Source organism: Mesobacillus sp. AQ2 (assembly GCF_030122805.1).
In the GTDB taxonomy this organism is placed as follows: Bacteria; Bacillota; Bacilli; order Bacillales; family Cytobacillaceae; genus Mesobacillus; species Mesobacillus oceanisediminis_A.
This window is the reverse complement of sequence record NZ_CP126080.1, coordinates 3846134-3871919: the sequence shown is the minus strand read 5'-3', so window position 1 is coordinate 3871919 and position 25786 is coordinate 3846134. Positions and strand designations below refer to the sequence as shown.

Below are 25786 nucleotides of genomic sequence, written 5' to 3'. Positions count from 1 at the left end.
GGATAAAATGACGAAGGAAATGGCCGAAGCATTCAAGGAAACAAATCCTATCATTTGCATTGGCGGAGCCAATCTTGATCGAAAATTTTATGCGAAGTTTGACATAACTAGCGAAACTTCCAATCCTGTCAAATCTTCTACATCGGTTGGCGGAGTAGCCAGAAATATTGCCGAAAACCTGGGCAGATTAGGGGAAGAAGTCATCCTTTTAACAGCAAGAGGAAACGATGCTGAATGGATTGGAATCTATGATTCATCATCCCCGTTCATGAATCTGGAGTATGTCACGCTATTTGAAGATTCTTCAACGGGAACTTATACGGCCGTTTTGGACCGAAATGGCCATTTATCAGTCGCGTTAGCGGATATGGATATTTACGAAAAAATCACTCCTGAACTGCTAATCAGTAATATCCACATTCTCAAAAGAGCTAAATGTATCGTTGCTGATTTGAATTGTCCAAGTGAAACGATTGATTATCTATGTTCTTTCACTTCTCAGCATCAAATTCCATTTGTGATCATCCCTGTTTCATCCCCAAAAATGAATAGGCTTACAAAATCGCTGCATGGTGTCAGTTGGCTGATCGTAAACAAGGATGAAACCGAAACATTCATGAACATGAATATCCTGGATGTTCAAGACTGGGAAAATGCTGTAAAGAAATGGTTAGAATTAGGTGTGAAAAATGTGATTGTCACTAATGGCTCAAAAGGTGTGATGGCGGGAGTCGAAAATGGAGAGCTATCTTACTTTCCGGCAATCGATACACCAAAGGTTGTAGATGTAACAGGTGCAGGAGATTCCTTTTGCTCAGGAGTCATTTATTCCTGGTTACAAAATAAAGAAATGGACTACATTATCAAGTCAGGTTTGATCAATGCCCATAAAACGATCATGTCAAAATATACAGTTAGACAAGAGTTAACGCAAAAACAATTTATCTTAGATATGGAGGAATTAAAAAATGAAACAATATATTGAATTATCAGCAGAGGTACAACAAGCAAAAAAGGAAGGGAAAGCTATCGTTGCATTGGAATCCACGATTATTTCCCATGGTATGCCGTATCCGCAAAACGTTAAAATGGCCCGTGAGGTTGAACAAATTGTTCGGGATAACGGTGCTGTCCCAGCAACAATTGCCATCATTGATGGGAAAATCAAAATTGGTTTAACAGATGATGAATTAGAATTGTTTGGAAAAAGTTCTGGTGTTGCAAAGGTATCAAGGCGTGATCTTGCGCAAATCGTTGCCACAAAACAACTAGGCGCGACCACTGTTGCATCCACCATGATTTGTGCTGACTTAGCGGATATCAAAATCTTCGTGACAGGCGGTATTGGCGGGGTTCATAAAGGAGCAGAAAGAACCATGGATATCTCGGCTGACCTCGAAGAGCTTGCTCAAACGGATGTAGCAGTCATCTGTGCAGGTGCTAAATCAATTCTTGACCTGGCGCTTACTATGGAATACCTCGAAACAAAAGGAGTACCGGTAATTGGTTATGAAACAGAGTACCTTCCAGCATTCTATACGAGAAGCAGCGAACATAAATTAAACTTCTCCACAGATTCTGTCGACGTTATTGCCGAGACATTAAAAACAAAATGGGAACTAAACCTTAAAGGCGGAGCAGTGATTGCAAACCCGATCCCGGAAGAATTTGCTATGGATGAAGACTATATCAATTCCATTATTGATCAAGCAGTGAAAGAAGCAGAAGAACAACATATCATCGGGAAAGACAGCACGCCATTCCTGCTCGGAAAAATCAAAGAATTAACAAACGGTAAAAGCCTTGATGCGAATATCGAATTAGTAAAACACAATGCTAAAGTAGGAACGCAAATTGCTGTCAGCTTTAACAGCCAAACGAAGTAAAATGAATTCTTAATAAACCAAACACAACTTCAATAGAGCGAAATCTATCAATCTTGGTTTCTGCTTTATTGAAGTTGTTTATAATATGCTTTTTAGTTATTGATGGTCAGCAATATACGATTAGGCAAACTCTAATAATATGATTATTCTTGATTGCAGGCTGTGCAGTTGGCTGCATATTCACCAATTATCAATAACGGAAAAAGCTAAACAAGGGTATTAGTATACAAAAATATCTTTAATTCGAGACTCTTTAATTGAAAGTAATTAATAATAGGATTATTATTAAATTGTTCATTAAAGCAAATAATACAAATTGAACATGGAGTTGTTTTTAAAATCGAAAGGAGAATTTAAAATGGGAAAGTTAGATGGAAAAGTGGCAATCATTACAGGGGCAGCACAAGGTATGGGTGCTATGCATGCTCGTAAATTTGTGGAAGAAGGCGCAAAAGTAGCGATTACAGATCTTAATTTTGAAGGTGCACAAAAACTGGCCGATGAATTAGGAGACCATGCAATTGCTCTTAAATTAGATGTATCCAGTGAAGAAAACTGGGTAGAAATTGTAGCAAAAACCGAAGAGACATTTGGACCAATCAATGTCCTGGTAAACAACGCAGGAATTGGTATCTTCAAAACATTAGAAGAACTAACGGTAAAAGACTTCGAATTAACATTTAAGGTAGACGAGCTTGGCGTATTCTTGGGGATGCAAAAAGTACTTCCGTCAATGAAAAAGGCTGGCGTTGGTTCTATTGTTAACATTTCATCCGTAGATGGTTTGGTAAGTGCTCCAACCGCTATTGCTTATAGTGCTTCAAAACATGCTGTAACCGGTATGACAAAAGGTGCTGCAACCGAACTAGGGCAATATAACATCCGTGTTAATTCTGTCCATCCAGGAATTATCAAAACACCTATGGCTGACCAGCCAGATGTTGAAGAATATCTAAAACAACTTGAACAAGATATTCCACTAAGAAGAAGGGCAGAAGTTGAAGAAGTGTCTAATTTAGTTGTATACCTCGCTTCTGATGATTCTAGTTACTCCACTGGAGCACAATTCGTTGTTGATGGCGGAATGATTTCAGATTTGTAATTGTATCAAATACATTGGCATTTAAAACAATTTAGTTCAATTAAGAGCATGTGGTAAAAAAAGGTCAGTTAAGATAAAATTTAACTGGCTTTTTTTATGAAGGGATATAATTCATATATGGTACACACAGATTTCCAGATGAATAAAGAGAGCTTAGGTACACAGTTAAGATCAGAACGACTCAAAAGGAATATGTTTCAAAATCAATATGACAACCAGGACTCTAGGCAATATAGAAAATGACAAAGGAAATCACAGAGGATCAACTTTAAAAAAGTTAGCAGATTTCTATGGGATAAATCCTGAAAGGAAAATAGCTCTCCATTTTGTTGGCTATAATTTTGACTTGTTTAAAGTAAATCTTTTTTATTCCGATATACACTGTAGCCACCAACAAGGAGATGGATACATTGAGTTTAGAATCACTTACAGCAAAGATAAACAAAAACGTAGAAGAAATGGAACTTGCTATAGCAAGGGTTTATATTGAAGAAAACATTGGAATCTTAAATGAGCATAGAAATATGTTAAATAAAAATGCAAGGGAGTTACTGGATTTTATCTTGCAAATGCAGGCTCATGATGGACAGCCGTTGACAAGAAAGGATATGGCTATCATTAATGCAATTAATACCTACGCAAATAAGTTCGACGTTAGAGGAATAAAAATGATTGTAAAAGACCATCCCAACTTACTGATTAGAAAAGATACACCAGCATATCTGAATGCTGATGCAAAAATTATCCTAGAAGGCATGAAAGCAATCTGAAAAATTCAATATACCTTACAAAGCCCTTCATTTGAGAAGGGTTATTTCATTTCTGTCATAACAAGCTAATGTTTTTTAAAACTTTTTTAATGGAGAATATATTATGAGTACCTTTGTTTATATGGTAAGACACGGTGAATCGCCAAAAGAAGGTAATGAAAGAACAAGAGGGTTAACTAAAAAAGGTTATTTAGATGCTCAGAGAGTGAATGACATATTGAAGAATGAAGAAATTGATGTAGTTGTTTCAAGCCCATACATACGCTCAATCTTAACTGTCGAAAGTTTAGCTCAGCAAATTGGGGAAGAAGTTTTAGTGTTTGAAGATTTAAAAGAGAGAATATTTTCTTCTGAAGGCAATCGTCTTTCTGATAAAGAATTAGGTCCACTTTTGGAAAAGTCATTTTCCGAGCCTGATTTCTCTTTAGAGGGAGGAGAATCAAATGCTGATTGCCAAAAAAGAGCTATAAAAGTCTTAAAAGAACTTTTAGAAACCTTTAGGGATAAAAAAATATTAATAGGTACTCACGGAGCTGTTATGACCTTGATGATGGGATATTTCGATAACTTTTATGACTTAAACTTTTTACACAGCACATCAAAGCCTGATATTTATAGAATGGAATTCAATGAAAAAGAATTAGTGAAGGTTCAAAGACTATGGGGTAAAATTCTTTTGAAAAAAACTTACTGCCATTAGCAGCTTTCATCTTTGAAAGTAGGAGATGAATAAAATCCATAAAAATTTTAAAAATTCAAACTCCCGTCAAATAAATCCTATATAATGGTAAAAAGAGGTAATCTAAAAAGAGAGGGATTTTGCGTGAAGAAGTGTATATGTCTTTTCTTATTTTTAATTTTAATAACAGGGTGCTCACAAGAAGCAACAACTAATGAGAATGACATCACAAAAATTCAAAACGGAGATGTAAAAGTTTATGAGGATGTTTTAACACTGGAGGATGTTGAAGAAGATGTTGATGGAGATGGTCAGAAAGAACGCATTATTTTAAATGTTTCTCCAGCTCCTCAAACTCACCCAGATAATGATGGTCAGTATCTTTGGGATGATAGTCAGGTTTGGCAGTTAGTTGTTAAAGATGGTGAAAATCAATACATCTTATTCGATGACCATGTACAAGGATTAGCTGAGTTATATATAGTAAATGAAAAAGGAAACCAGAATGCTATTGTTTTTCAGCAAAAAGGTACCAATTTAAAGTTGTCTGTATTCAGATATAAAGACGATTACTTTGAAAAAGAAGTAGTATTTAATTCAGAAATGATGCTTCACCGTTCAACCATTAAGTGAAATTTGTTATTGCATTAACGGTCGCGTTGATCCATGAAGGATAAAACACCTTTATTATTGGATTTCTTAATGAACATATGGGGCAGGAACACAAGAAGAAAATAATACTGTGACATGCTATTGGTTTTTATGTTTGTTATGGATTTGAGGATGCAGAAGTGTTAATTTACACTTTAATTTTGTTTGTTATCCCTGTTCTATATCTATACAAATAAACTGCAATAGCTGAGGAAACAAGATGCCACCACAGGTGGTTTTTCTTTTTTCTTATTAGAAATGAGAGTGGACCTTTAAATTTCGTTATGGAACACTACTACTTCTTCAAGTAATTGGGCTTATCTGGATACCTTAGTGGGCTTTAAATACTTGCAATTTTTCTGACAGAATTGCAGTTTTTCTTTAACAGAATATTTTTGCCTAAACTTTGATAACTTTTTTTACATTTAAACGTCGTATAAACATAGGAGGAGGGAGAATGGAAGAACCATTAAATAATGAAGTCCTAAACAGAGAACTTAATATTGTTTTTCAATACCTTGTAAAAAAAGGTGTGCCACACCTGGATGCTCAAGACGCAGTACAGGAAACAGCATTCAAATACCTTACATATGCTGATTCTATTCGTTCAAATAAAGTGCGAAGTTGGTTAATCCGAGTCGCATTGAATTATTTTTATGACCAATGCAGAAAAAACAAAAAATACATATTGAATTTTGAAGAAGATAGAGTTGGGCACCAAGTCGAAGAACTCCCAGAATTTATTATCCTGGCCAAAGAGCGTGCAGAGGAATTTAGTAGATTACTTGTTAGTCTGAAACCACTTTATTCAGAACTGCTTCTGTTAAAGTATGAGTCTGACTTATCATATGCTGAAATTTCTCAACTGCTAGGTATAAGCATAAGTTCAGTAAAAATGAATTTATTTCGGGCTAGAAAAAGTTTATTAAAATGTTTTAAGGAGGCTCATTATGAACGATGAAAGGAACTCTAAACAAAACTCAGAATTAGATTTTTTAAGCGATTCTTTATTCCAACGGACCATAAAAAAAACCAGATGGAAACAATTCGGGTTATACACACTCATTTCTATCGTTACAGTGATTATTTGTATTGTCATCATTCATCTAGGGACAGAGTATCTCATAAATAAAAAAATACAAGCGGAAAACTCACCTCAGGTTAGATTTGCTCGTGGAGGACTTGTAAAAGGGGCAGGATATACGAATAGCAGTACGAGGTATCGTTATAATATTTTTAGTGCAGAGGGTGAAACTATCTATTATAAACAAATAGGAAATAGACAATTCGTTTGGGACACAAAGACGAAGAAATATCCTGCAATAGGGAGAGTAGAAATAATCGATCGTGGGAGCGGAATGACTGAAATAAATCAAATGGATGAAGATGCAAAAAGGGTGGTCAGGTACAATCAACTAAATAATGAACGGATCATTGACTTTTATTATCCCAAAATAGAATACAGCTTTTTACCACAAGAGTTAGAGATAGCCACAGGGTTAGATGATAACACGTTAATTGAGGTAGCCCTTTCCTTTCATAAACCGATGACTCTAAGCGAATTAGGTGAAATTTTGGGGTATAAGAATGTTGATTGGTTATGGGTCAATTCAAAAACAAAGGAACAAATGGATAAAATAGAGGATATGCAAGATTCTGATTCAATAAAAGTTCTAAATGGGAATAACGCCTATGGTTTTAGAGTTGCAGAAGAATATCCATACTCTGACTTGCCAGGTGAAAATACAAAGATTAGTGGAGCTGTAATTAGTGGGACACCTCAGGAATTGGAAAGATTTCTGAATTTGGATATTATTAGAGTCTCTGTAATAGGTGCAACAATAGATGAATATTAGTAGGGGCATGGTTTGAATAAGTCCTTGCGGTGAGGATGTTATATTCAAAATAAGCTGGCGAACTATACTAATGAAGCATGACTGTTGAAGAAGAAATTTAATGTAGAGGTGTAATTTTATGCCGTTAGAACAGGAAGTTATGGGTTTGTTAATTGGTGGGGTGTCTGTTGTTATGGGGATTGCAATTTTAGTTACTGTGTTCCTTTGGATGAAAAATAAAAATAAAAGTACAGGATATATCTGGACATTGCTGCATTTTCTATTAATTTCTGTTGCAGCATATTTTGTATTAAAGGCTATTGTCTTTGACTATAATCATCCGATGGCTTCAGAAGAGATTTCACTCCAGATAGGTATTTCTGGAGCTGTTTGGGCATTGAGTATGATTTGTTTGGTAATAGCATTATTTAGCTTTTCGAAAGAGAGAAAGCATGACGTCTATTAAACAATCGGGTGCGTTGATCCAGGAGGATTAATGCACCTTTTTGTTTGTTACTGTGTTAGAAAACCCCTGGCTATGCCGGGGGTTCCAGAGAGCTTATAGCGTGGTAGTAATAAAAAAACCTCACTTCATGGTAGGATAAAGTTGGTTTCCCGACCACTTCATCTCACCGTAGAAGGAGGTATGCCCTATGAAGGACATGAACAGTTTAGCACATACAACATGGAATTGTAAGTATCACATAGTATTTGCCCCAAAATACAGAAGACAAATCATTTATGGAAAATATAAAAAGAGTATAGGCCAAATTATCAGAGATTTATGTGAACGAAAAGGTGTTGTGATCCATGAAGCTAATGCCTGTCCGGACCACATTCATATGTTAGTTAGTATCCCGCCGAAATTGAGTGTGTCTCAATTCATGGGTTACTTGAAAGGAAAGAGCAGCCTCATGATTTTCGATCGACATGCCAATTTAAAATACCGGTATGGAAACCGGAAATTTTGGTGCCGAGGCTTCTATGTTGATACAGTAGGCAGAAACAAAAAGCAAATACAAGAATACATTCGAAATCAGCTCGTGGAAGACTATCAAGCTGACCAGTTAACATTGTTCGAAGAGTTTGATCCTTTCACAGGACAAAAAAATAAGAATAAATAAAGAAATTCTTTAGAATTGGTGAGTGAATGTGGTGCAGAAGGGAAACCCTTTCAGCGGGCCTTTAAGGCCAAGGCCGGTAAGAGAGGCTTTCAGCCGCAGAGCAAACCACCAGTTCACACTGGTGGTTTTGATTGAATTCCTAATTGAACGTGGCAGTAATGTTTATAAGATTCTTCAGTAATCATAAGTTTCTTCATACCTAAGCCCCCAAAAAGTTGAGTCATTTTCTAAAACAAATACTTCAACACCTATAAACTATATCCCTAGCATTTTCGGATGCAGATTTCCGGGGTGAATGTCCTCAAATTCTTATTTCTACTTCAAATCCAAACCTGGAATTTATGCGCTCCTCTTCAACCTAAATAATCGTCTCGCCATTTCCCCGTTTTTCCAATACATACTTTCTTAATTTTTTCCAAATACTAATATGAAACATATGGGAATTTGGGTGGATTTTTATGAGCTCTAATGCGGATGACAAAATTAATGCCTTTTTAGGTCTTTTTATGATTATGTCGGCTGCTGGGATTGTTTCACATGTCATTGTAATTCCTGCGATTCTTGACAAGGCTGGCAGAGATGCTTGGATTTCTGTTCTTTTGATTGGTTTTTTATTTATGGGATGGATTTTCATTGTGTACTGCATACAGCGGAAGACAAAACAGCAGCATTTATTTATGTGGATCAAGGAAAAAGGAAACAAGGTGCTGGCTTATTTCTTTGGCGCACTGGTTGCTTTATTCTTGCTTGCTGCCTCAACGGTTTCTTTTATCGATACTGTCTCATGGGCCGCGACGACCTATTTGCCAAGAACCCCTGGTTTCGTTTTAAGTTTTTCTTTAGCAGTCATATGTTTGTTGCCTGCCTTGAATGGGATAAGAAGTATTTCGGTCATAAATGGCATATTGCTGCCTGCCGTCATTATCTTTGGGTTTACGGTGGCTTTCGGTAATATCCCGCATAAGAATTACAGTTTATTGCTCCCCTTCCTTGAAAATGGCTGGCTTCCTGCCTTGAGAGGCAGTTTAGCAGCCGGAGCTGGTATATTTGAGTTATTTCTCATCCTTCTTTTCCAACATAAAATAGAAGGTAAATTCAATCTCAGATATCTTTTAGGAACCGGTGGTGTCCTTATTATCCTGACACTTGGTCCGCTCATGGGGTCAATCGCTATATTTGGCCCCGAGGAAGCTTCCAAGCAGCGTTTCCCTGCCTATGAGCAATGGGCTATGCTAAGCCTGGGAAGATACCTGGAACACTTGGATTTCATCTCTATATATCAATGGATGGTTGGAATCTTTATTCGGATTTCCTTAACGATTTATTTAATCCCTGAGGTATTCAACTTCAAAGGCAAAAAGAGAGTGATCATTCAAATTATGATAGCTTTGTTCCTGAGTTTTTCAGTGCTGTTGAATCCTTTGAGCGATTTGGCATTTTTGACTTTTGTGAAAAATTTTTTCCTTCCGATCTCGACTCTTTTCATTTTTTTCTATACGTTGACCCTGTGCTTTTATGTATTGATTAAGTCTAAGAAAAGGGGGACTAAGACACTGTGAAGCATACTAAGGATAATCAAGAGGGCCTCTCGAAAGAGTTGGAAGAACTCGATTTTGCCGGTGTATTGGACCTTTTCAAGGACTGCGATGATGTCAGCCATCAAACGATCATAATTAAGAGGGGCTGTGCCATGAACCTGTTGTATTGCCAGGGGCTTTACGATAAGCGGAAATATGACACAATTTTGATTCCTTCGCTTAAAAAGATCCTTGAGGAGCGCTGCGACGGTAGAATGAACCTAAATGATTTCAAAGAGCGGCTGGACATTCCTCCCAATAGTTTAAAGGATCTTAAAGAATTGATTCCCAGAGTCTTCAATGGCGAAATTTTTATTTATATTAACAAACGAGTGTTTTTTACTGTTGATATTTCTGACCACCCGAAAAGAAATCCACAGGATTCAAATACTGAAATCAGCATTAAGGGAGCAAGGGATGGTTTCGTTGAAGAGATTGGAGTCAACATTGCCCTGATAAGAAAGAGGCTGCGGACCAACAGCTTAATATGCAAAAGCTATATCATTGGTGAGCGGACACAGACGAAGGTTGCCTTGCTGTATGTAGACGATATTATCAACGAAGACATAAAAGACGATATCCAAAAACGTCTTTCAAAAATCAAAATTGATGGGATTGTAAACTCCAATCAACTAAAAGAGCTTCTGTCAGATTCAGGAATTGATTTGCTTCCGATTTTGGATTATACCGGAAGACCAGATTTTGCTGTCGATTGTTTGCTGAGGGGAAGATTTTTAGTCTTGATTGATGGAATTCCGACGATCGCCATTGGTCCAGGCAATTTAACCATGCTTTTTAAAAGTGCGGAAGATAATGAATATAATTTTTTATATAACTCATTTGAAAGGATCATGCGGATTATTGGCCTTTTCATATCGACTTTTTTACCTGGTATATGGATTGCCCTCATTACAATCCATCAAGACCAGCTTCCTTTTACACTATTAGCAGTACTGGTGGAATCGAGAAAAGGTGTCCCGCTGCCTTCCGCAGTGGAAGCAACGATTATGCTGTTATTGTTTTCTCTTTTTCGAGAAGCAGGTTTAAGACTGCCTCTAGCTATAGGTCAGACCCTGAGTGTTATCGGGGGATTGATTATTGGTGACGCTGCCATCAGAGCTGGATTGACTAACCCTGCAATGCTGGTTGTAATTGCTACATCGGAGGTAGCTACCTATACACTTGTCAATCAATCTTTGACCGGTGCAATAAGTGTTTTTCGTTTCATTGTCCTTTTTCTTGCAGGCACTCTGGGTTTTTGGGGAGTGTTCCTGGCTATTGCCCTCGTGCTTATATATACAGCACAGCTTCGTCCCTTTGGAATCCCTTATTTGGCTCCATTCATGCTGGAAGAGCCAAAATCATTATTAAATACGTTCTTCAGAATCCCCTGGAAGTGGAACAAAACCAGGCCACAGTTTTTGAAACCCCAGGATTCTACTAAACAGGAGTGATACCCAATGTTTAAGAAGAAGTTGGCTGCCGTCTTAATGATTCCGCTTTTGCTTTCTGCGTGCTGGGATACCAATGAAATTGATAAAATTTTGTATATTCATGCCCTGGGTATAGATTACAAAGAAGAAGAGTATCGGGTATATGCCCAACTTATTAATATAGGCGGCCTTGGAAGGGGAGAGGGTGGGGGAGGTACGCAGACTTCCCCTGGTACAGTCGGAATGGGAAAAGGAAATACGGTTGATGCTGCTATTTTTGATTTTTATAAAAATGTGCCTCAAAGGATATTTTGGGGACACCTCTCTTCCATTATTTTTACAGAGGAAGCTTTAAAACAACAAAACATTGTATTATCGGCAATGGATGTCATCAACCGGTATAGGGAAACAAGATATACAATTTGGGTTTCCAGCACAAATTCTCCGATAAAGGAATTCTTGAGAACTTTCCCTGTGCTTGGGATATCACCAATGTTCACAAGGCTTTCAGATCCAAGGACCAGTTATGAACAAAGTTCCTTTGTAGAGCCCAAAAGATTCCAAAAATTCATAGTAGAATTAAACGAACCAGCCCATGCTTCAGCGATTCCAAGAATAGAGCTTTTGGATAATTATTGGGTGGAGAAGGATAAAGCAGTACCGGCTTACAGAATCAATGGGATAGATATTTATAGCAAGAGCGGGTATAAAGGGGGACTGACAGGAGAGAAAATAAAGGGTCTTAGCTGGATAAAAGAAGGGGAAAGGAACAGTGTTTTTATTAAGAAGGACGGTATGCAGGCCGCTTCTATCGTATTTAGTAATGTAAAGACAAAAATCAAACCGAAAATCAAAAAAGGTTCACTAACGTTTACAGTGGAAATAAAAGCAAAAGGAACCCTTTCGGAGATTGATCAGGAATTATCAGAAGCTGAAATAAATCAACTGGCAAAAGAACAGATTTCCTCCCAAATAAAGAAAACCTATCTTGCAGCATTGGAAAAAGAGACTGACATATACAGAGTCACAGAAACAATATACCGAAAAGACCCGCAATCATGGAAAAAAATCACGAACAACGGCCGAACATTACCCTTAACTAAAGAATCTTTGGAAAAAATTATAATAAACTCGAAAATACAAACATCAGGGAAACTAAAATTAGAAAGGACATGAGATGAATTTGTAGTTCTGTTGGTCTTTTATATTTACCGGCCGTCACATCCTTAATTCTCTTTCGATAAAGAATAATATTAAATAAATAAATAAATAATCTTTTATGTAATGGAGTATGTTCTCATATAATTCACCATAAGTTATCTTCTTTATCTGGCACTAATAGGCGCAAGAAGATAGGATAGAATTGTATGATGATTTGTGTATCATAGACGATGAATATTACTTTATTCGTGGATGTATCGAACTTCCTGTAATGGACGCCAATGGCTCTTTTATTTGGGATGATCAACATCCCTGCCCTGAAACAATTAACTTAAAAACGATTGTTCATACCAGACCAGCAGGTGCAGCTCCTTATATAGAATTAGAGCCGACTGAACATCCATTAGCTTTAAAACAAAAAAATGGCATATCAAAGGATCGAATTAAACAAATTGCCGAAGAGTTATGCCAACAAGATGAACAACATTAAAGTTTTATTGCCGGGCTTATGGCCTGTTATGAAATTAAGGGTGCTTTGATCCAAGAAGGATTAAAGCATCTTTTTGTTGAATTCGTTATTTAGCTAAAAGGCAGGGAAAATGTTAAAGAATGTGAGAGGAAAAATGAAATTACTTATTTTAGGTGGAAAAGGATTCTTAGGCTCGAATTTAATGGTTACAGCAAATAAGAAAAACATAACTGTTTATGGAACTTCACGCTCTGTATCTAATGAAATAAATATCATAAAAACAGACATTTTTGATAAATCTTCTTTATTATCTGTTTTAACTAAAACCGCTCCTGATGTAATTGTTTGGACCCTTATGAGTAGTCAAAACGAAATTGAATTAATCAATAGCGGACTTCAAAATTTACTATCAATAATAAGAAAAGAAACAAAGCTAATATTTATTTCAACAGATGCAGTTTTTACGGAAGGTATAGGAAATTATAAAGAAACAGATAGAATTGGAATACTTCCTAACGAATCTCCACTTTCAGCTTATGTTAATGCAAAATATACAGGAGAAAGCCTCATAAAGTCTCACCATAAAGATCATATGATAATTCGTACTGGCCCTATTTATGGGGGTTCTTCAAATATTGAAAAAAGAACCGCCCGTATAATTAAGAAAATAGCGAATAAGGAAAGTGTTAAGGCAGCGACTAATTTGTATCGTTCCTTTGTACACGTTGATGATCTATCTACTGCAATACTTGAGTTAATATCTATAAAATTTATAGGTACTATACATTTAGGACCTTCGAAGAAAGTAAGTTACCATTCCTTCTATAATCGACGCTTGAAACAATTGGGATTCAACTACTCCGTAAATCCTTTTAAAATTGATAAAGAAGACAGTTCATATATATCTTTGGACACTTCACTCAATACCCAAAAGGCAAATTCATTACTAAAAACTGAATTTCGAGAAATTTAAAAGTCAAGTTCGCTCTATTAAAAAATAATGCGAAATGCGTGTATGTATCCCTTATTTGATTTGTTTAATTTTATTGATGGTTCTGGTAAAATACCTAACTCTAACTACGAAAAAATTGAGTTAATCGAAGGTACATTCGACGAGATAGAGGAATTGGAAGATAGAGAGGAATTCTTACATGATTTGTTAATGTCTACATATTGGGATTGGAAAGAGAAGATAGATAAAGGGTGACTCTTGAACTAATGGTTGCGTTGTTCCAGTATGATTAATCTCCTTTCTTTGTCGAATTTTTTATTTAAAAAACGGTGCGGTAGAGGGAAAGAAGGTAGGAAGAAAATTCATAAAAGCTAAATACAATATAATATGTAGTATTTATCGAACTTATAACAAGAAAACAACAAAAAAGCAGTAACAAAAATGAGGAGGTATTGCAGTGAACCAACACCAAATCATCATTACTCAGTATAATTCAAAGTACGCTGAACAAACAGTGAAAATGTGGCGCGATAGTAAGGAGCAGGCAATTGGTCAGAAAGAAATTCATAGCTTTGAAAATCACGTTTATTTTTTAAATACTATATTACCTAAACAGTTTCAAATAAATTTAGCGTTAATTGACGATAAAGTAGTAGGAATGATTGCTTTTAATGAAACGGAAATAAGCCAACTTTATATTCATACAGATTATCAAGGAATGGGTATAGGTCAATCATTACTAGATAAAGTAAAAGTAATATCAAGTGGGAGATTAACATTATATACATTTGAAGTAAATGAAAATGCACAACGATTTTATGAAAAGAATGGATTTAAAATCATTGGTAGAGGACACGGAAATGAAGAAAATTTACCTGATATTCAATATGAATGGATTTCAAAATAAACAAAAGTTAACGGAGGCTAAAGGTATCAGGCATAAAAAGCTATAGTAAAAGCAATGACTTGGTAAATGTCGGTTCTTTTTTGTGTTGGTCGAAACAATAGCCAGGGATTATAAATAAATACTGAAACATAAGGGTGCAATAGCAGAATAAAGCTGTCACGTCTTCCACTATTGGAAGTTTAGCAGATCAAGGAAAAGATTCAATGTAATAAAAATCCAATTTGATTTAGCATATGAACCATGCAATTCCAATGTTACAGGTGCTTTCCCTATCGGCTTACTACTGAAGTTATAATTACCAGTTTCTTTTAAAAAGTCCTATTAATCTACAATAAAACATAAAATATAATAAAAATTATTAGAAAGTGATGTACATATGAAAAAATTTGTATTACCTCTTCTAATCTTATTCATGAGTGGACTTTATATCTTTTTTATCCCCGAAGATCCTGCATCTGTTAAAATCACTTTTAAGCTCATTCCTATGGTTTTAATCATTATTTATGCATACCTACATTGCAATACTAATCCTAAACCTGCTCAATGGATTATAATAACTGGATTGTTTATATGTATGTTGGGAGATGGCTTAATTGCAGGTTCTTTTATCTTTGGATTAGCAGCATTTTTAACAGGGCATCTATTTTACTTATTCGGATTCATTAGAACATGGAAGTTTTCTAAAACACGTTTCGCAATGATCATTCTTATATTTGTTTACTCTTTCTTAATTAGTAACGAACTTGTAAAAGCTTTGATGGACAATGGAAACAGTAATCTCATTATTCCTGTTATTGCATATGTTTTTGTGATTTCACTTATGGCATGGTCAGCCATTATGACAGGTAATAAATGGGCAATTGCAGGAAGTTTTTTATTTGTCCTATCCGATTCTATATTATCTTGGAATCTGTTTGTATCTGATGTTCCACAATCAAGTTTACTCATCATGTCTACATATTACACAGCTCAGTTTTTAATTGCCCATAGCCTCGGTAGCTTATTAACCAAATCTAGAAAAGAAGGATTGTAAAGTATTCTTTCAAAAAGTTTAGTAATAGGAATTTCTCCCCCAACGGAACGGGTTAGTACTTATAATAGGAGGGCTAGTTTAAGAACATCTTATGTTTTCAGTCTACCCTGGGATAAAAAGTAACGCTTCCTCGTCTTCTGTCCAAAAAAAACAATTGACGGACTCGTAATCGAGATATCAGGAAAGCCTGGGAGAGACCTTACTATGTTGGGGTTGTTAAATTCCCCCAGATTCACGAGTTTGAGTGCATTAGTTGTACAGGCTTCCACACAAGCGGGTAAATGGCCTGTATCCTGTCGTGGATAGCACATCTGACATTTGGATACCTTATGGGACTCAGGGTCGAACTTTGGTGCATGGTATGGGCAGGCTGCGACACAGAGTTGACATCCGTCACATAGATTTTGGTTTATTTCCACAATCCCGTCTCTTCGCTTAGTAAATGCTCTATGTGGACAGACTCTGAAGCATTCTGGGTTATCGCAATGGTTGCAGGAAACGGAAAGGAACAATTCAGGACTCACTTTCTTTACTGTCCTCCAGTTGATACCGGAGGGAGTCTGATTTTCATTTTTGCATGCAATTTCACATGCACTGCAGCCTATGCAATCATCAGCATTAAAGCAAAATCCCATTTGTTTAAACATTGCATTCCCTCCATTTCCTCAAATGCACAATACTATCATAAAAATAAGTGCTGCTATCGGGTTTTTCATTTTCTTTATTTCTGATCAACTGGTTAATAGGATTGTTTCCAGCCTGATGGGTTAGCACAATGTTGTCAGGTAGATGCGTGGAGATTCTGGCGGTTCCAATGATGCTGCCCGATTCGTTGTATAGCTCGACTTTGTCCTGGTCTGCGATGCAGTTCTTCCTTGCTGCTGCAGGGGATATTTCAATTATGGATTCATCTTTTTTTGAATTAAGCCATGATACCCACTCATATTGAGAATGGATTTTGAGTAGTGATTGAGGAGTTAACAGTGTATAGCTGTCTAGCTCAGATGAGTTAATGGCCAAACTGTTATTCTCATTTGGTGAAAAAAAACTGAATACTTGTCTTTCATAGGGGAAGGTGAATTTCTCTTTTTTATGGTGAGCTTTTGTCATTAAATCCTCGAAACGATTAATTCCATAAAGATGCATGATTTCAGGTGTTATTTCGTCCCGAATCCACTCTATTGGTTCCTTCTCATATGGAAAGTTAGAGAAACCCGGTGAAAGTTGATTCAGCTTCCTTGTCAGCTCTCTTGCTATCTGAAGGTCGCTTTTAGCTTCGTAGAATGCAGGAATTGCTTTTTGATTCAAGGAAATCCAATAATGCCAGTATCCGATGTTTAAGTCTTCCTCCTCAAAATGGGTAGCTGCGGGAAGAACCAAATCTGATTCCATAGCTGTTTTCGTCAGATACATATCTACAGTAACGATAAGTTCAAGTTGATCAAACAGCTCTTTCCATTTCGCCAGATTTTGGTCTTGAGTAAAGATATTCCGTGAAGCAATCCAAAGTAATTTTAATGGCGGATTATCGAAAGAAAGAGCATTGTTAGCATAGTCACTGATATCAACAGACCTTGAATCTGGAACAAGCTCATTTAGCGGCCCTTCACGATTAAGCAGCCTGTTAGGAAACAGTTCTACATCATTATGCATAAAATATAAGCCTGCATTGGGAATGGTTAAATTTCCGGACAGAGCCACAAGACTGTTAATTGCCTCGATGCTGTCCTTTCCATTGCTGTTTCTTTGGATTCCCAACCCAGCCCAGGTAGCGGTGGGCTTAATAGAGGAATACAGACTGGCCAGTTCTGTAATAGCTTCTTGAGAGACTCCTGTTATTTCGTAAATCTCCTGCATTCTAATCTTGTGAGTTATGAAATTAATATAATCCTTCCAGCCTTCTCCTCTTTCATTAAGAAAATCATTTGAAGCATAGCCATTCTCGTATAAGATTTTTGCGACTCCGAGTGCGAGCCACATATCAGTACCAGGTTTAATTTGAATATATAAGTCTGCTTTTTTCGCTGTCTGAGAAAGGACAGGATCAATGACAACCAGGATTGCGCCTTTTCTGCGTGCTTCGTAAATGAACTTCATTTGATGCACATTGGTCACGGCAGGGTTTGCTCCCCAAAGGACAATCATTTTAGAGCAAGCCATATCCTCTGGAACTGCACTGAACTTCTTGCCAAAGGACCGCTCCAGAGCATTCAAGCCAGTCAAGGCACACGGGTTGCCAACTGGTTTAGTATGAGGACCAATGCTGTTGAAAAGCCCTTCAGTCGCATAGTGAAGGAGACCAAGGTTACCAGAATATTTATTGTATCCAGAAGCAAGGTTGGATCCGTATCGAACTTGGAGTTCGATCATTTTCTTCGCAATTATAGTATAGGCATCATCCCAGGATATCCTCTTCCAGTTGCCAGAGCCTCGAGGGGTCTGCAACATGGGATATTTCAGCCGGTGAGGATTATAGACAAACTGGGTATAGGCGTAGCCTTTAGCACAGAGACTTCCTTTAGTAAAACCATGAGAAGGATCACCTGTTACCTTAACTAGTCTATTGTTTTTTACATAAGAGAGAATTCCACACGTACCATAGCAGTTTCTCGGACAGGTATTCCGGTATATTCCATCCGCCATGACTACACTCCCTTTGTTAAATCTTTCTCATCTTCTTGATTTTAAAAGCAGCAGAAACATTCAGCCTGTTATTGATATCATCTAGTTTGTATCCCAGGATTTCTTCAATCTTTTTAAGTCTATATCGAAGGGTATTTTTGTGTAAAAACAATGCTTGAGATGTAGAAACCATGTCAAATTGATTGGTCACATACGCTTCCAATGTTTCCGTGAAATCAGTATGATGAATGCTATCGTAATTAATCATTTTTCCAAGAATCGTTTCATAATACTCCTTCAAATCCTGGGTATCATGCTTATATAAAATGCGTTCTAGTCCGAGTTCTTCGAAGTAGGGGACTTGGATATCCAGTAATTCTCCAATCTCAAGAGCAACCTTTGCTTCTTGAAAACTCCGAAATAAATCCCGAGGATCGCTGTAGGTTTTTCCTATCCCACATGAAAAGAAGCGTTCAGTTTCTTGTCTATCCATTTCCTTTAATATAATTTCTGCAATTGTCCTTATTGAGTCCTTTAAACTCATCTGATCTTCTTTTTTGGCAGTCAATATTAAGGAAACTTGATTACCTCGCTTCATGGTTATAGGTTCCCATTGTCTCTCCACAACGGTTCGTTCAACTATATATAGCAATTTATTTATTAGTTTTTTATCTGTCGCATAATGGTTAAAATCCCTCAATGCAAAGACAAGCACTGCTTGTTGAAGGCTAAAGTCCCAATTCCATATTTGAGCGTGTTCAAGAATCTCGTCCTTTTGCTTGAGGTTCCCATATAGAAGATCAAAAAGGAACGGTTCCTTGAACTTAAGCTTCTCTTGCCGTATTTCAAGCTTCATTTGTAGTTTGGATGCTATTAGGAGGGATGCAAGCGACATCAACGTTTGAGTTTGTACCTCCATGATAGGAATCTCTGAATCTACGAGGTAAAGGTACCCAAGGATATTATTATCATAGGCAACAACGGTTCCCCAACCCCAATAGACATAAGAATCGGTTATCAGCTCGTAAAGAGAAAAAGACGGGTCTTTATGCTGCTCCAATTGTTGGATGGCCATAATGCTTCCGATAGTATGATAAGGGTCTTTTAATGCACTCGAAATAAGTTGATTATGGCTATTCGTTAAAATAACTGCTTTGCCAGACAGGTCAGAAACCTTTTGGATTAAAAAGGTTATATTTTCGTGACTTGCCCTGGTTAATTCTGTTGCAATTTCAGGTATACATGCGGATCGTTCCATGTGGTTAATCCTTTCAAATATATACTTTGTAATTCAATTTCATGGTAGTGCAGACCCGGAGCTTTAACAACTAGTTTCACAGAAACGTAAAAGTTAACTGCAACGTTGCAGTCACAATTTGGACACCATCATATTGTGCAAAGACACAAAAAAGGACTTAAAGATTCGTACTCTCCGTACATTGGAGTGGGCTCCGATCAATCCTATAATGTACTTGTAAGTGAAAAGTTTCACAATATGACGGATAGAGGTGAAACAAGTGATTAGAACACTAGAGCAAGATTTAGAAAAGATACAAAATCAATCACTTAATAGGTATGCAAGGATTTATAAAGATATCGAAAAGGAAACACTCAAACATATTGAGCAATTTGGTCTTACTTTTGAGGGAAGACCCGACCAAACTGAGAGAGAAAAGCAGCTCAAGGACCTAAAAGGCTGTGATGCAGCCTTCCGTAACAATGGCAAAAGTGTCGTCTCAAATGGCAAGATTTCTACCGCATGTGAGGCATGCCAGACCGGGGTCGGAAGCTATACAAATTTCGTTTCGTTGAAATGCCATCGTGACTGCTATTTCTGCTTCAATAAGAACCAAGACAATTACCAGTTTTATCACGAAAACCAACGAAATGCCGTGGAGGAACTAGACCAACTGTTCGATAGCGGAAGCACCGTTACCCACCTGGCGTTGACAGGAGGTGAGCCACTCCTTCATCCAGGAGAGACGATTGATTTCTTCAGGAAGGCAAACAAGTTTAACCCTGCCATTCATACAAGGTTATACACAGCAGGTGACCTTCTAACAAAGGATATCCTTATAGAATTACGGTTAGCTGGGTTAAATGAAATTCGCTTCAGTATAAAATTGGAAGATTCGAAACAAAAGCAAAAGCACATTCTACAGAAAATAAAGCTTGCTAAGGACTTTATTCCAGATGTAATGGTTGAGATGCCGGTCATACCAGGCACTGAAAAAGAAATGAAGGAGCTGTTATCAGCTCTCGAAGAGGTTGGAATCTTTGGTATTAACCTGCTTGAATTTTGTTTTCCACTTGGGAATGCTGATGCTTTTCAAGAGAGGGGATTCAAACTGAAAAATCCACCTTATGATATTTACTATAACTTTTGGTATGCAGGAGGTCTGGCGGTAGCGGAAAGCGAGAAGCTTTGCCTTGAACTTGTCAGATTTGCTATCGAGAAAAAGTTTAATATGGGTGTCCATTACTGTTCACTGGAGAATAAGTTCACGGGGCAAATTTATCAGCAAAATTATAACCAAGTACTTGATGAAACTTATACATTTTCTCCAGTGGACTACTATTTTAAAACCGCAAAGGTGTTTGGTAAGGACCGGAAAACAGTACGCAAAGTGCTCGAAAAGAAAAAAATCCCCTATATCGAGAATTGCGACTATGATTTTCTGCAGTTTCCAGTTGAAAGCATTCCGTTTTTACGGAATAAGGAAATTCCTATTATCATGTCATCTAATGTCGTTGAAATAGATGAAGATGGACGTTCGATTAGGGAAGTACATCTTGAGTTCATACACCCAACTGAGTTGGAGAAATTTAGAAGAAAGGGTGATTGATATGCAAGCAACCAGGAAGGCGTTAAAGGTGGAAGAAATTGTTGACCTTTTTTATGCACGGCAAATCGCATACGACATGCTTAGAAGGTTTTTCATGGAGGAGCCATCAAAGGAATATCTATCGTTATTCATACAAGAGAATGTGTTGGATGCGTTTCCTTTCCAGGAGGAATCAGAACTTATTGCGTCAGGTGTGAAATCTATAACGAATTTCCTGGAGAAATCCAAACCAATTATATCTTCAAGAGATTACGATGATTTGCATTGGGATTATACAAGACTATTGATTGGACCATTCGAAGTACCAGCTCCACCATGGGAGTCAGTTTACCTCCGTACTGATCGTTTGCTTTTCCAAAAAACAACGATGGATGTCAGGAAGCTGTATCAAAAATATGGATTTCAAGCGGCTGATTATAACATGGAAGCCGATGACCATATAGGTCTCGAACTGGACTTCATGTTTCGACTGAATTCCTTATGTATAGAGTCGTGCGCCACAATAGTGGACACATCCGTTCCTGAAGTGATCTATCTATTAAAAGAACAAAACAACTTTATGCGAAATCATCTTGGGAAATTTGCTCCAGCTTTCGCCAAGAATGTTATACAGCATGCAGAAACTGAGTTCTATGCAGGAATGGGAATGATTCTTGAAGGTTTTATTGATATGGATTCTAGCGTTCTATCAGAATTGCTGAACATAGAATTAATAAAGGAGTAAAAGGAGGTTACACCATGTTGGATTTAGTAGAAAAAATAAAAGACTTAAAGATGTCCAGGAGATCTTTTATTGGCTGGTCATCTGCTACAGCAGCAGCGGCAGCTATCCCGGTTACAAGAGGGCTGGTTGCGAAAGCAGAGAAAAATGCCTCAGGCAAATCGGATGAAGAGGTATGGAAAACGGCAGCATGCTGGCATAACTGTGGCAGCCGTTGCTTAAACAAAGTCCTGATCAAAGACGGGGTGGTCATTCGTCAAAAGACGGACGATACACACGAGGACAGTCCGGATTTCCCACAACAGCGCGGCTGCTTAAGGGGACGGTCCCAGCGGAAACAGGTATTCAGTGCTGACCGCCTGAAATACCCGATGAAAAGGAAGAACTGGGAGCCGGGAGGAGGTAAAAAAGATCTCCGTGGTCGTGATCAGTGGGTACGTATCTCTTGGGACGAGGCATTTGGCATTGTGGCTTCCGAGATTAAAAGGATTACTGGGAAATATGGGAATGAATCTGTGTTAGTAACCGGTGGAGATGCCAATATCACCAACGTGATGAAAGCTGCCGGAGGATATACAGCTTGCTACGGAAGTTCTTCATGGGGAGCCTGGCGATGGATTTGGGAACAGATGGGTGTAGGAGAAGGTTTAATTGTCAATGGCATTAATGACCGCTTGGATTTGAGAAACTCCCAGTTGATAGTTCTTTGGGGTGCCAATCCTGCATGGAGTACCATGGGAAGTGTCACCTACAACTACCTTCAAGCAAAAAAAGCTGGTGCACGATTCATCTCTATTGATCCAATGTATTCGGAATCGGCAAGGGTTTTTGAAGCTGATTGGGTGCCGATCCGACCTGGAACGGACGATGCGCTCGCATTTGGAATCATGCATACGCTTCTTGATGAAGATTCCCCGACCAATCCTTTGGTAAAGTGGGACTTCCTTGATAAATATACAATTGGCTTCGACGCTGACCATATGCCTAAAGGTGCTGATCCAAAAGAGAATTTGAAAGACTATATACTCGGAACTTATGACGGACAGCCGAAAACACCTGAATGGGCTTCGGAACTTTGTGGAATAAAACCATCCGATATCCGGAAATTAGCTCGTCAAATTGGAGGAACGGAACGTGTAGCCTTGTTGACAGGATGGTCACCGGCACGTATTTCAAATGGCGAAGGCTGGGTACAGGCATTTTCAGCACTTGGGATGATGACTGGCCATATGGGAAGCCCAGGAAATATGACTGGTGTCAGTTGTTGGGAGTATGCAGGCAACATGGGTCCTATGCTCCTGACAGCAGGAGGTAAAGGAACGCCAACCATAGAAAACAAAATTGATAATAACATTAATGAAAATGAAATCTGGGATGCGGTACTGAACGGCAAATTCCTGCAGCGCTATGAAGGAGAGCGCAAGGCAAACATTCAATTTATCTACCATAATTACAACAATACGCTCCAAACCCGAAGTAATATCGCGAAAGGAATCGAAGCACATCGCAAGGTGGAATTTATCGCCGCTAACTCCTATGTGCTGACAACAAACGCGAAATATGCTGATGTCGTCCTTCCTGTTGCCACTCAATGGGAAACCGAAGGAGCAGTAACTGGAGGTAACAGAGAAATTCTGATTACCTGGTCAAAGATCATAGACCCGTTATACGGATCTAAGACCGACCAACAAATTGCGGAGGGGATCCTAGAGAAACTCGGGATAAGCCCTAAAGAAGTATTCCCGATTTCTGAAAAACAGCAATACTTCAACCAATTAGCTGGCAGCATGGTTGTCAAAGATAATGGAGTCGACTATGAGCCGCTTTGTACCATTACGGCGGCTGATATCAAGGAAATGGGTGTAGAAGGCAAACCGCAAAAAGGACGTATCCCATTAAAGCAATTTATTGAGCAGGGGATTTATCAAGTGCCTCGTAAGCCAGGAGACAATTTTGGATTCATCGCTTACAAAGAGTTCATTGATGACCCAAAAGCTCATCCAGTATCGAGTGAGAGTGGTAAATTCGAAATTTACTGTAAGGCAATCAACGAACTTTCCAAAAAAGCATATTCCGAAATCAAGCCAATCCCGGTGTATGAACCAAAAGTGCACGGCTATGAATCTACTTTTGAAAACTGGGAATCCAAGAAGAAAGGAAAATATCCATACCAAATTATCAATCCTCATTATCTCAGACGTTCACACAGTACCTTTGACAATGTCCCGCAGCTTCGTGAAGCCTGGTCAAATCCTGTGTATATCAGCAGTCATGATGCGAAAGAAATAGGGATTAAGGATGGCGATACAGTACTAATGTCAAATGAATTTGGCAAGTCACTTCGTCCGGCAAAAATAACAGAAGGGATTATGCCAGGAACCATTGGGCTTCCACATGGAGCATGGATTGATATTGATGAAGAGACGGGCATTGATCGTGCTGGTGCGGACAATTTATTCGTGCCTCACATTCCAAAGGGACTTGGTTCATCCGGTTTTAACCTGGCCCGCTGTAACATGGAGAAGTGGGAAGGTAAGCCAATTGAAGAAGATGTCAAATGGCCGCAAAGAATCATCAAATTTTAGTAGAAAGAGGGTGTAATTCATGGTGCAAATGGGATTTTATATCAATGTTGCTGAATGTGTAGGCTGTAAGACTTGTACAGTCGCATGTAAAGACAAAAATGATCTGGAAGTCGGAAGGAACTTCAGAAGGGTTTATGATTTCGAAGAAGGATCCTATCCAAAGCCATCAATGTGGCATCTGTCTATTTCATGTAACCACTGCGACAATCCGGCGTGTGTGCAAGGCTGTCCAACAGGGGCATTGTACAAGCGAGATGAAGATGGAGTGGTCCTAATTGATCAGGATCACTGTGCAGGGTGCAGATATTGCGAGTGGAACTGTCCATATGGTGCTCCACAATTCAACGAAGAACTTGGCAGGATGAGCAAATGTGATACCTGTATCGATTTGCGAGAAAAAGGGGAAGACCCTGTTTGTGTATCCTCATGTATCATGCGAGCGATCGAATTCGGCCCAATTGATGAATTACGTAAGAAATACGGAGCAAACGCAGATATTAAAGGTTTACCTAAGTCATCCATTACAAAACCAAACTTAGTTCTTGGAGGAAGCAAATAAAAGGAGGGATTAACATGCATGAGTGGCCGTTATTAATATTTACAGTTGCTATTCCAGCGGCTGCCGGAGGGATTTTCTTCCTTTGGTTAGTCTCTAGGAAACTCGAAAAAAGTGGCAAGGATTTAATTAGTATTATGAAGATTCCAGTGGTGGGACTTGCCTCCATCTCTCTTATTGGGCTTGCCGGTTCTTTTTTCCACCTTGGCAGCCCGATGAATGCTATTCATACCATCAGAGGTGTGGGACGGTCATGGATGAGCAATGAGATTATTTTAACCGGTGCTTTCATTGCTCTTCTATGTATCATTGCCGGGATGGTTACTATTTATAAAAAGATCAATCCAATGCTGATGCTAATCACGGGGATTGTTGGGCTAGTTGCAATTTATGCAATGGGCAGCGCATATGCAGTTACCAGGGTTAACGGCTGGGACCACCTGAATACGTATCTCGTTTTTTATGGAACTGTATTTGCGTTGGGTCCAGTTTTAGGAGCAGCGTTATTACTGCCAAAACTATCTGGTGATCAAATCAGACAAGTGATTCAGTGGGCGTTTATTTCCGGTATCTTTGGGATAGGAATTCAGTTAATTGGAACAGCCATGTTCTCAGCTTATAGTCCAGAAGTGCAATTGATTTCAGGTATGACAGCTGCAGATAAACTCGCACCTTATTCAGGAATGATTGGAACTCGATGGTTTATAGAAATTCTTGCTCTTGGAGTGCTGGGATATATGTCACTTAGTGGGAAGCAAAAAGTCAATTATGCTTTTGTGATGGCCGCTTTGCTTGTTTTCGCAGTCGCAGAAGGTATGAGCAGATATGTATTCTATGTTTTGGGATCCTGAATTTAATCAATAATGATGATGAATGG

25 protein-coding genes are annotated in these 25786 nt (G+C 38.2%); 22 read left to right on the top strand and 3 right to left on the bottom strand.

The genetic code is table 11. The annotated features are described in order from the left end of the window. Positions 1-7 precede the first annotated feature (7 nt). From QNH36_RS19535 to QNH36_RS19455, 17 genes are all read left to right on the top strand, one after another. The gene (locus tag QNH36_RS19535; protein WP_283904007.1) at positions 8-985 is read left to right on the top strand and encodes a carbohydrate kinase family protein; all 978 of its coding nucleotides are present in this window, start codon (positions 8-10) and stop codon (positions 983-985) included. Continuing rightward, a complete protein-coding gene (locus tag QNH36_RS19530; protein ID WP_144478924.1) occupies positions 969-1886 on the top strand; it encodes a pseudouridine-5'-phosphate glycosidase in 918 nt (305 codons plus the stop codon). The genes QNH36_RS19535 and QNH36_RS19530 overlap by 17 nt, the downstream gene beginning before the upstream one ends. A gap of 358 nt (positions 1887-2244) precedes the next feature. Beyond that, complete coding sequence (locus QNH36_RS19525; RefSeq protein WP_283904006.1) at positions 2245-2988, top strand: SDR family NAD(P)-dependent oxidoreductase; 744 nt, start codon at positions 2245-2247, stop codon at positions 2986-2988. 410 nt (positions 2989-3398) lie between these two features. Further along, positions 3399-3758, top strand: a complete 360-nt coding sequence (locus tag QNH36_RS19520; protein WP_283904005.1) for a hypothetical protein — start codon at positions 3399-3401, stop codon at positions 3756-3758. Positions 3759-3861: 103 nt separating this feature from the next. Beyond that, positions 3862-4458, top strand: a complete 597-nt coding sequence (locus tag QNH36_RS19515) for a histidine phosphatase family protein (protein WP_283904004.1) — start codon at positions 3862-3864, stop codon at positions 4456-4458. Positions 4459-4581: 123 nt separating this feature from the next. Next, entirely contained in the window at positions 4582-5070 is a 489-nt protein-coding gene (locus QNH36_RS19510; protein WP_283904003.1) for a putative periplasmic lipoprotein, read from the top strand. A 475-nt stretch (positions 5071-5545) separates the two neighbouring features. Further along, positions 5546-6049 (top strand): RNA polymerase sigma factor, encoded by a 504-nt coding sequence (locus QNH36_RS19505; protein ID WP_283904002.1) that lies wholly within the window; start codon positions 5546-5548, stop codon positions 6047-6049. After that, positions 6039-6944 (top strand): anti sigma factor C-terminal domain-containing protein, encoded by a 906-nt coding sequence (locus QNH36_RS19500; RefSeq protein WP_283904001.1) that lies wholly within the window; start codon positions 6039-6041, stop codon positions 6942-6944. The genes QNH36_RS19505 and QNH36_RS19500 overlap by 11 nt, the downstream gene beginning before the upstream one ends. A 118-nt stretch (positions 6945-7062) precedes the next feature. Further along, positions 7063-7389 carry a hypothetical protein gene (locus QNH36_RS19495; RefSeq protein ID WP_283904000.1) on the top strand — a complete coding sequence of 109 codons (327 nt, stop codon included), beginning with the start codon at positions 7063-7065 and terminating at the stop codon, positions 7387-7389. A gap of 187 nt (positions 7390-7576) precedes the next feature. Beyond that, on the top strand, positions 7577-8047 hold the full coding sequence (tnpA, locus tag QNH36_RS19490; RefSeq protein WP_144481521.1) for an IS200/IS605 family transposase: 471 nt from the start codon (positions 7577-7579) through the stop codon (positions 8045-8047). A 458-nt stretch (positions 8048-8505) separates the two neighbouring features. Further along, positions 8506-9606, top strand: a complete 1101-nt coding sequence (locus QNH36_RS19485; RefSeq protein ID WP_283903999.1) for a GerAB/ArcD/ProY family transporter — start codon at positions 8506-8508, stop codon at positions 9604-9606. Continuing rightward, complete coding sequence (locus QNH36_RS19480; RefSeq protein ID WP_283903998.1) at positions 9603-11078, top strand: spore germination protein; 1476 nt, start codon at positions 9603-9605, stop codon at positions 11076-11078. Before QNH36_RS19485 ends, QNH36_RS19480 begins: the two co-directional genes overlap by 4 nt. A 6-nt stretch (positions 11079-11084) precedes the next feature. After that, positions 11085-12233 carry a Ger(x)C family spore germination protein gene (locus QNH36_RS19475; RefSeq protein ID WP_283903997.1) on the top strand — a complete coding sequence of 383 codons (1149 nt, stop codon included), beginning with the start codon at positions 11085-11087 and terminating at the stop codon, positions 12231-12233. A gap of 181 nt (positions 12234-12414) precedes the next feature. After that, positions 12415-12708 (top strand): DUF2199 domain-containing protein, encoded by a 294-nt coding sequence (locus QNH36_RS19470; protein WP_283905442.1) that lies wholly within the window; start codon positions 12415-12417, stop codon positions 12706-12708. A gap of 109 nt (positions 12709-12817) precedes the next feature. Next, positions 12818-13660, top strand: coding sequence for a sugar nucleotide-binding protein (locus tag QNH36_RS19465; RefSeq protein ID WP_283903996.1), 843 nt, complete (start codon positions 12818-12820; stop codon positions 13658-13660). Positions 13661-14096: 436 nt separating this feature from the next. Then, positions 14097-14546, top strand: coding sequence for a GNAT family N-acetyltransferase (locus QNH36_RS19460; protein ID WP_283903995.1), 450 nt, complete (start codon positions 14097-14099; stop codon positions 14544-14546). A gap of 376 nt (positions 14547-14922) precedes the next feature. Then, entirely contained in the window at positions 14923-15579 is a 657-nt protein-coding gene (locus QNH36_RS19455) for a lysoplasmalogenase (RefSeq protein WP_251544252.1), read from the top strand. A gap of 89 nt (positions 15580-15668) precedes the next feature. Here the strand turns inward: QNH36_RS19455 and QNH36_RS19450 are convergent, their stop codons facing one another. Genes QNH36_RS19450 through QNH36_RS19440 form a run of 3 tightly spaced genes read right to left on the bottom strand, consistent with a single transcriptional unit; the run spans position 15669 to position 19459 of the window. Further along, positions 15669-16214: a 4Fe-4S dicluster domain-containing protein gene (locus QNH36_RS19450; protein ID WP_251544469.1), complete on the bottom strand. Its 546-nt coding sequence runs from the start codon at positions 16212-16214 to the stop codon at positions 15669-15671. Between the two features lie 4 nt (positions 16215-16218). Further along, positions 16219-18222, bottom strand: a complete 2004-nt coding sequence (locus tag QNH36_RS19445) for a molybdopterin-dependent oxidoreductase (protein WP_251544250.1) — start codon at positions 18220-18222, stop codon at positions 16219-16221. A 16-nt stretch (positions 18223-18238) separates the two neighbouring features. After that, a complete protein-coding gene (locus QNH36_RS19440) occupies positions 18239-19459 on the bottom strand; it encodes a PucR family transcriptional regulator (protein WP_251544248.1) in 1221 nt (406 codons plus the stop codon). Between the two features lie 259 nt (positions 19460-19718). Here QNH36_RS19440 and QNH36_RS19435 point away from each other — a divergent pair, with 259 nt between their 5' ends. The 5 genes from QNH36_RS19435 to QNH36_RS19415 are packed head-to-tail and all read left to right on the top strand — an operon-like array spanning position 19719 to position 25760. Then, positions 19719-21047, top strand: coding sequence for a radical SAM protein (locus QNH36_RS19435; RefSeq protein ID WP_251544246.1), 1329 nt, complete (start codon positions 19719-19721; stop codon positions 21045-21047). Position 21048: 1 nt separating this feature from the next. Next, complete coding sequence (locus QNH36_RS19430) at positions 21049-21771, top strand: TorD/DmsD family molecular chaperone (protein ID WP_283903994.1); 723 nt, start codon at positions 21049-21051, stop codon at positions 21769-21771. A gap of 14 nt (positions 21772-21785) precedes the next feature. Continuing rightward, positions 21786-24353 (top strand): molybdopterin-dependent oxidoreductase, encoded by a 2568-nt coding sequence (locus tag QNH36_RS19425; RefSeq protein WP_251544242.1) that lies wholly within the window; start codon positions 21786-21788, stop codon positions 24351-24353. A 19-nt stretch (positions 24354-24372) separates the two neighbouring features. Continuing rightward, positions 24373-24912 carry a DMSO/selenate family reductase complex B subunit gene (locus tag QNH36_RS19420; RefSeq protein WP_251544240.1) on the top strand — a complete coding sequence of 180 codons (540 nt, stop codon included), beginning with the start codon at positions 24373-24375 and terminating at the stop codon, positions 24910-24912. Between the two features lie 14 nt (positions 24913-24926). Continuing rightward, positions 24927-25760, top strand: a complete 834-nt coding sequence (locus tag QNH36_RS19415; protein WP_251544238.1) for a dimethyl sulfoxide reductase anchor subunit family protein — start codon at positions 24927-24929, stop codon at positions 25758-25760. Positions 25761-25786 lie beyond the last annotated feature (26 nt).

Excerpts from the sequence above, each read along its gene's own strand:
- QNH36_RS19485 (WP_283903999.1), top strand. The coding sequence starts at position 8,506 with ATGAGCTCTAATGCGGATGACAAAATTAATGCCTTTTTAGGTCTTTTT.
- QNH36_RS19415 (WP_251544238.1), top strand. The coding sequence starts at position 24,927 with ATGCATGAGTGGCCGTTATTAATATTTACAGTTGCTATTCCAGCGGCT.
- QNH36_RS19445 (WP_251544250.1), bottom strand. The coding sequence starts at position 18,222 with ATGGCGGATGGAATATACCGGAATACCTGTCCGAGAAACTGCTATGGT.
- QNH36_RS19430 (WP_283903994.1), top strand. The coding sequence starts at position 21,049 with ATGCAAGCAACCAGGAAGGCGTTAAAGGTGGAAGAAATTGTTGACCTT.
- QNH36_RS19515 (WP_283904004.1), top strand. The coding sequence starts at position 3,862 with ATGAGTACCTTTGTTTATATGGTAAGACACGGTGAATCGCCAAAAGAA.
- tnpA (WP_144481521.1), top strand. The coding sequence starts at position 7,577 with ATGAAGGACATGAACAGTTTAGCACATACAACATGGAATTGTAAGTAT.
- QNH36_RS19525 (WP_283904006.1), top strand. The coding sequence starts at position 2,245 with ATGGGAAAGTTAGATGGAAAAGTGGCAATCATTACAGGGGCAGCACAA.
- QNH36_RS19465 (WP_283903996.1), top strand. The coding sequence starts at position 12,818 with ATGTTAAAGAATGTGAGAGGAAAAATGAAATTACTTATTTTAGGTGGA.
- QNH36_RS19450 (WP_251544469.1), bottom strand. The coding sequence starts at position 16,214 with ATGGGATTTTGCTTTAATGCTGATGATTGCATAGGCTGCAGTGCATGT.
- QNH36_RS19420 (WP_251544240.1), top strand. The coding sequence starts at position 24,373 with ATGGTGCAAATGGGATTTTATATCAATGTTGCTGAATGTGTAGGCTGT.
- QNH36_RS19495 (WP_283904000.1), top strand. The coding sequence starts at position 7,063 with ATGCCGTTAGAACAGGAAGTTATGGGTTTGTTAATTGGTGGGGTGTCT.
- QNH36_RS19530 (WP_144478924.1), top strand. The coding sequence starts at position 969 with ATGAAACAATATATTGAATTATCAGCAGAGGTACAACAAGCAAAAAAG.
- QNH36_RS19505 (WP_283904002.1), top strand. The coding sequence starts at position 5,546 with ATGGAAGAACCATTAAATAATGAAGTCCTAAACAGAGAACTTAATATT.
- QNH36_RS19475 (WP_283903997.1), top strand. The coding sequence starts at position 11,085 with ATGTTTAAGAAGAAGTTGGCTGCCGTCTTAATGATTCCGCTTTTGCTT.
- QNH36_RS19425 (WP_251544242.1), top strand. The coding sequence starts at position 21,786 with ATGTTGGATTTAGTAGAAAAAATAAAAGACTTAAAGATGTCCAGGAGA.
- QNH36_RS19440 (WP_251544248.1), bottom strand. The coding sequence starts at position 19,459 with ATGGAACGATCCGCATGTATACCTGAAATTGCAACAGAATTAACCAGG.
- QNH36_RS19535 (WP_283904007.1), top strand. The coding sequence starts at position 8 with ATGACGAAGGAAATGGCCGAAGCATTCAAGGAAACAAATCCTATCATT.
- QNH36_RS19500 (WP_283904001.1), top strand. The coding sequence starts at position 6,039 with ATGAACGATGAAAGGAACTCTAAACAAAACTCAGAATTAGATTTTTTA.
- QNH36_RS19455 (WP_251544252.1), top strand. The coding sequence starts at position 14,923 with ATGAAAAAATTTGTATTACCTCTTCTAATCTTATTCATGAGTGGACTT.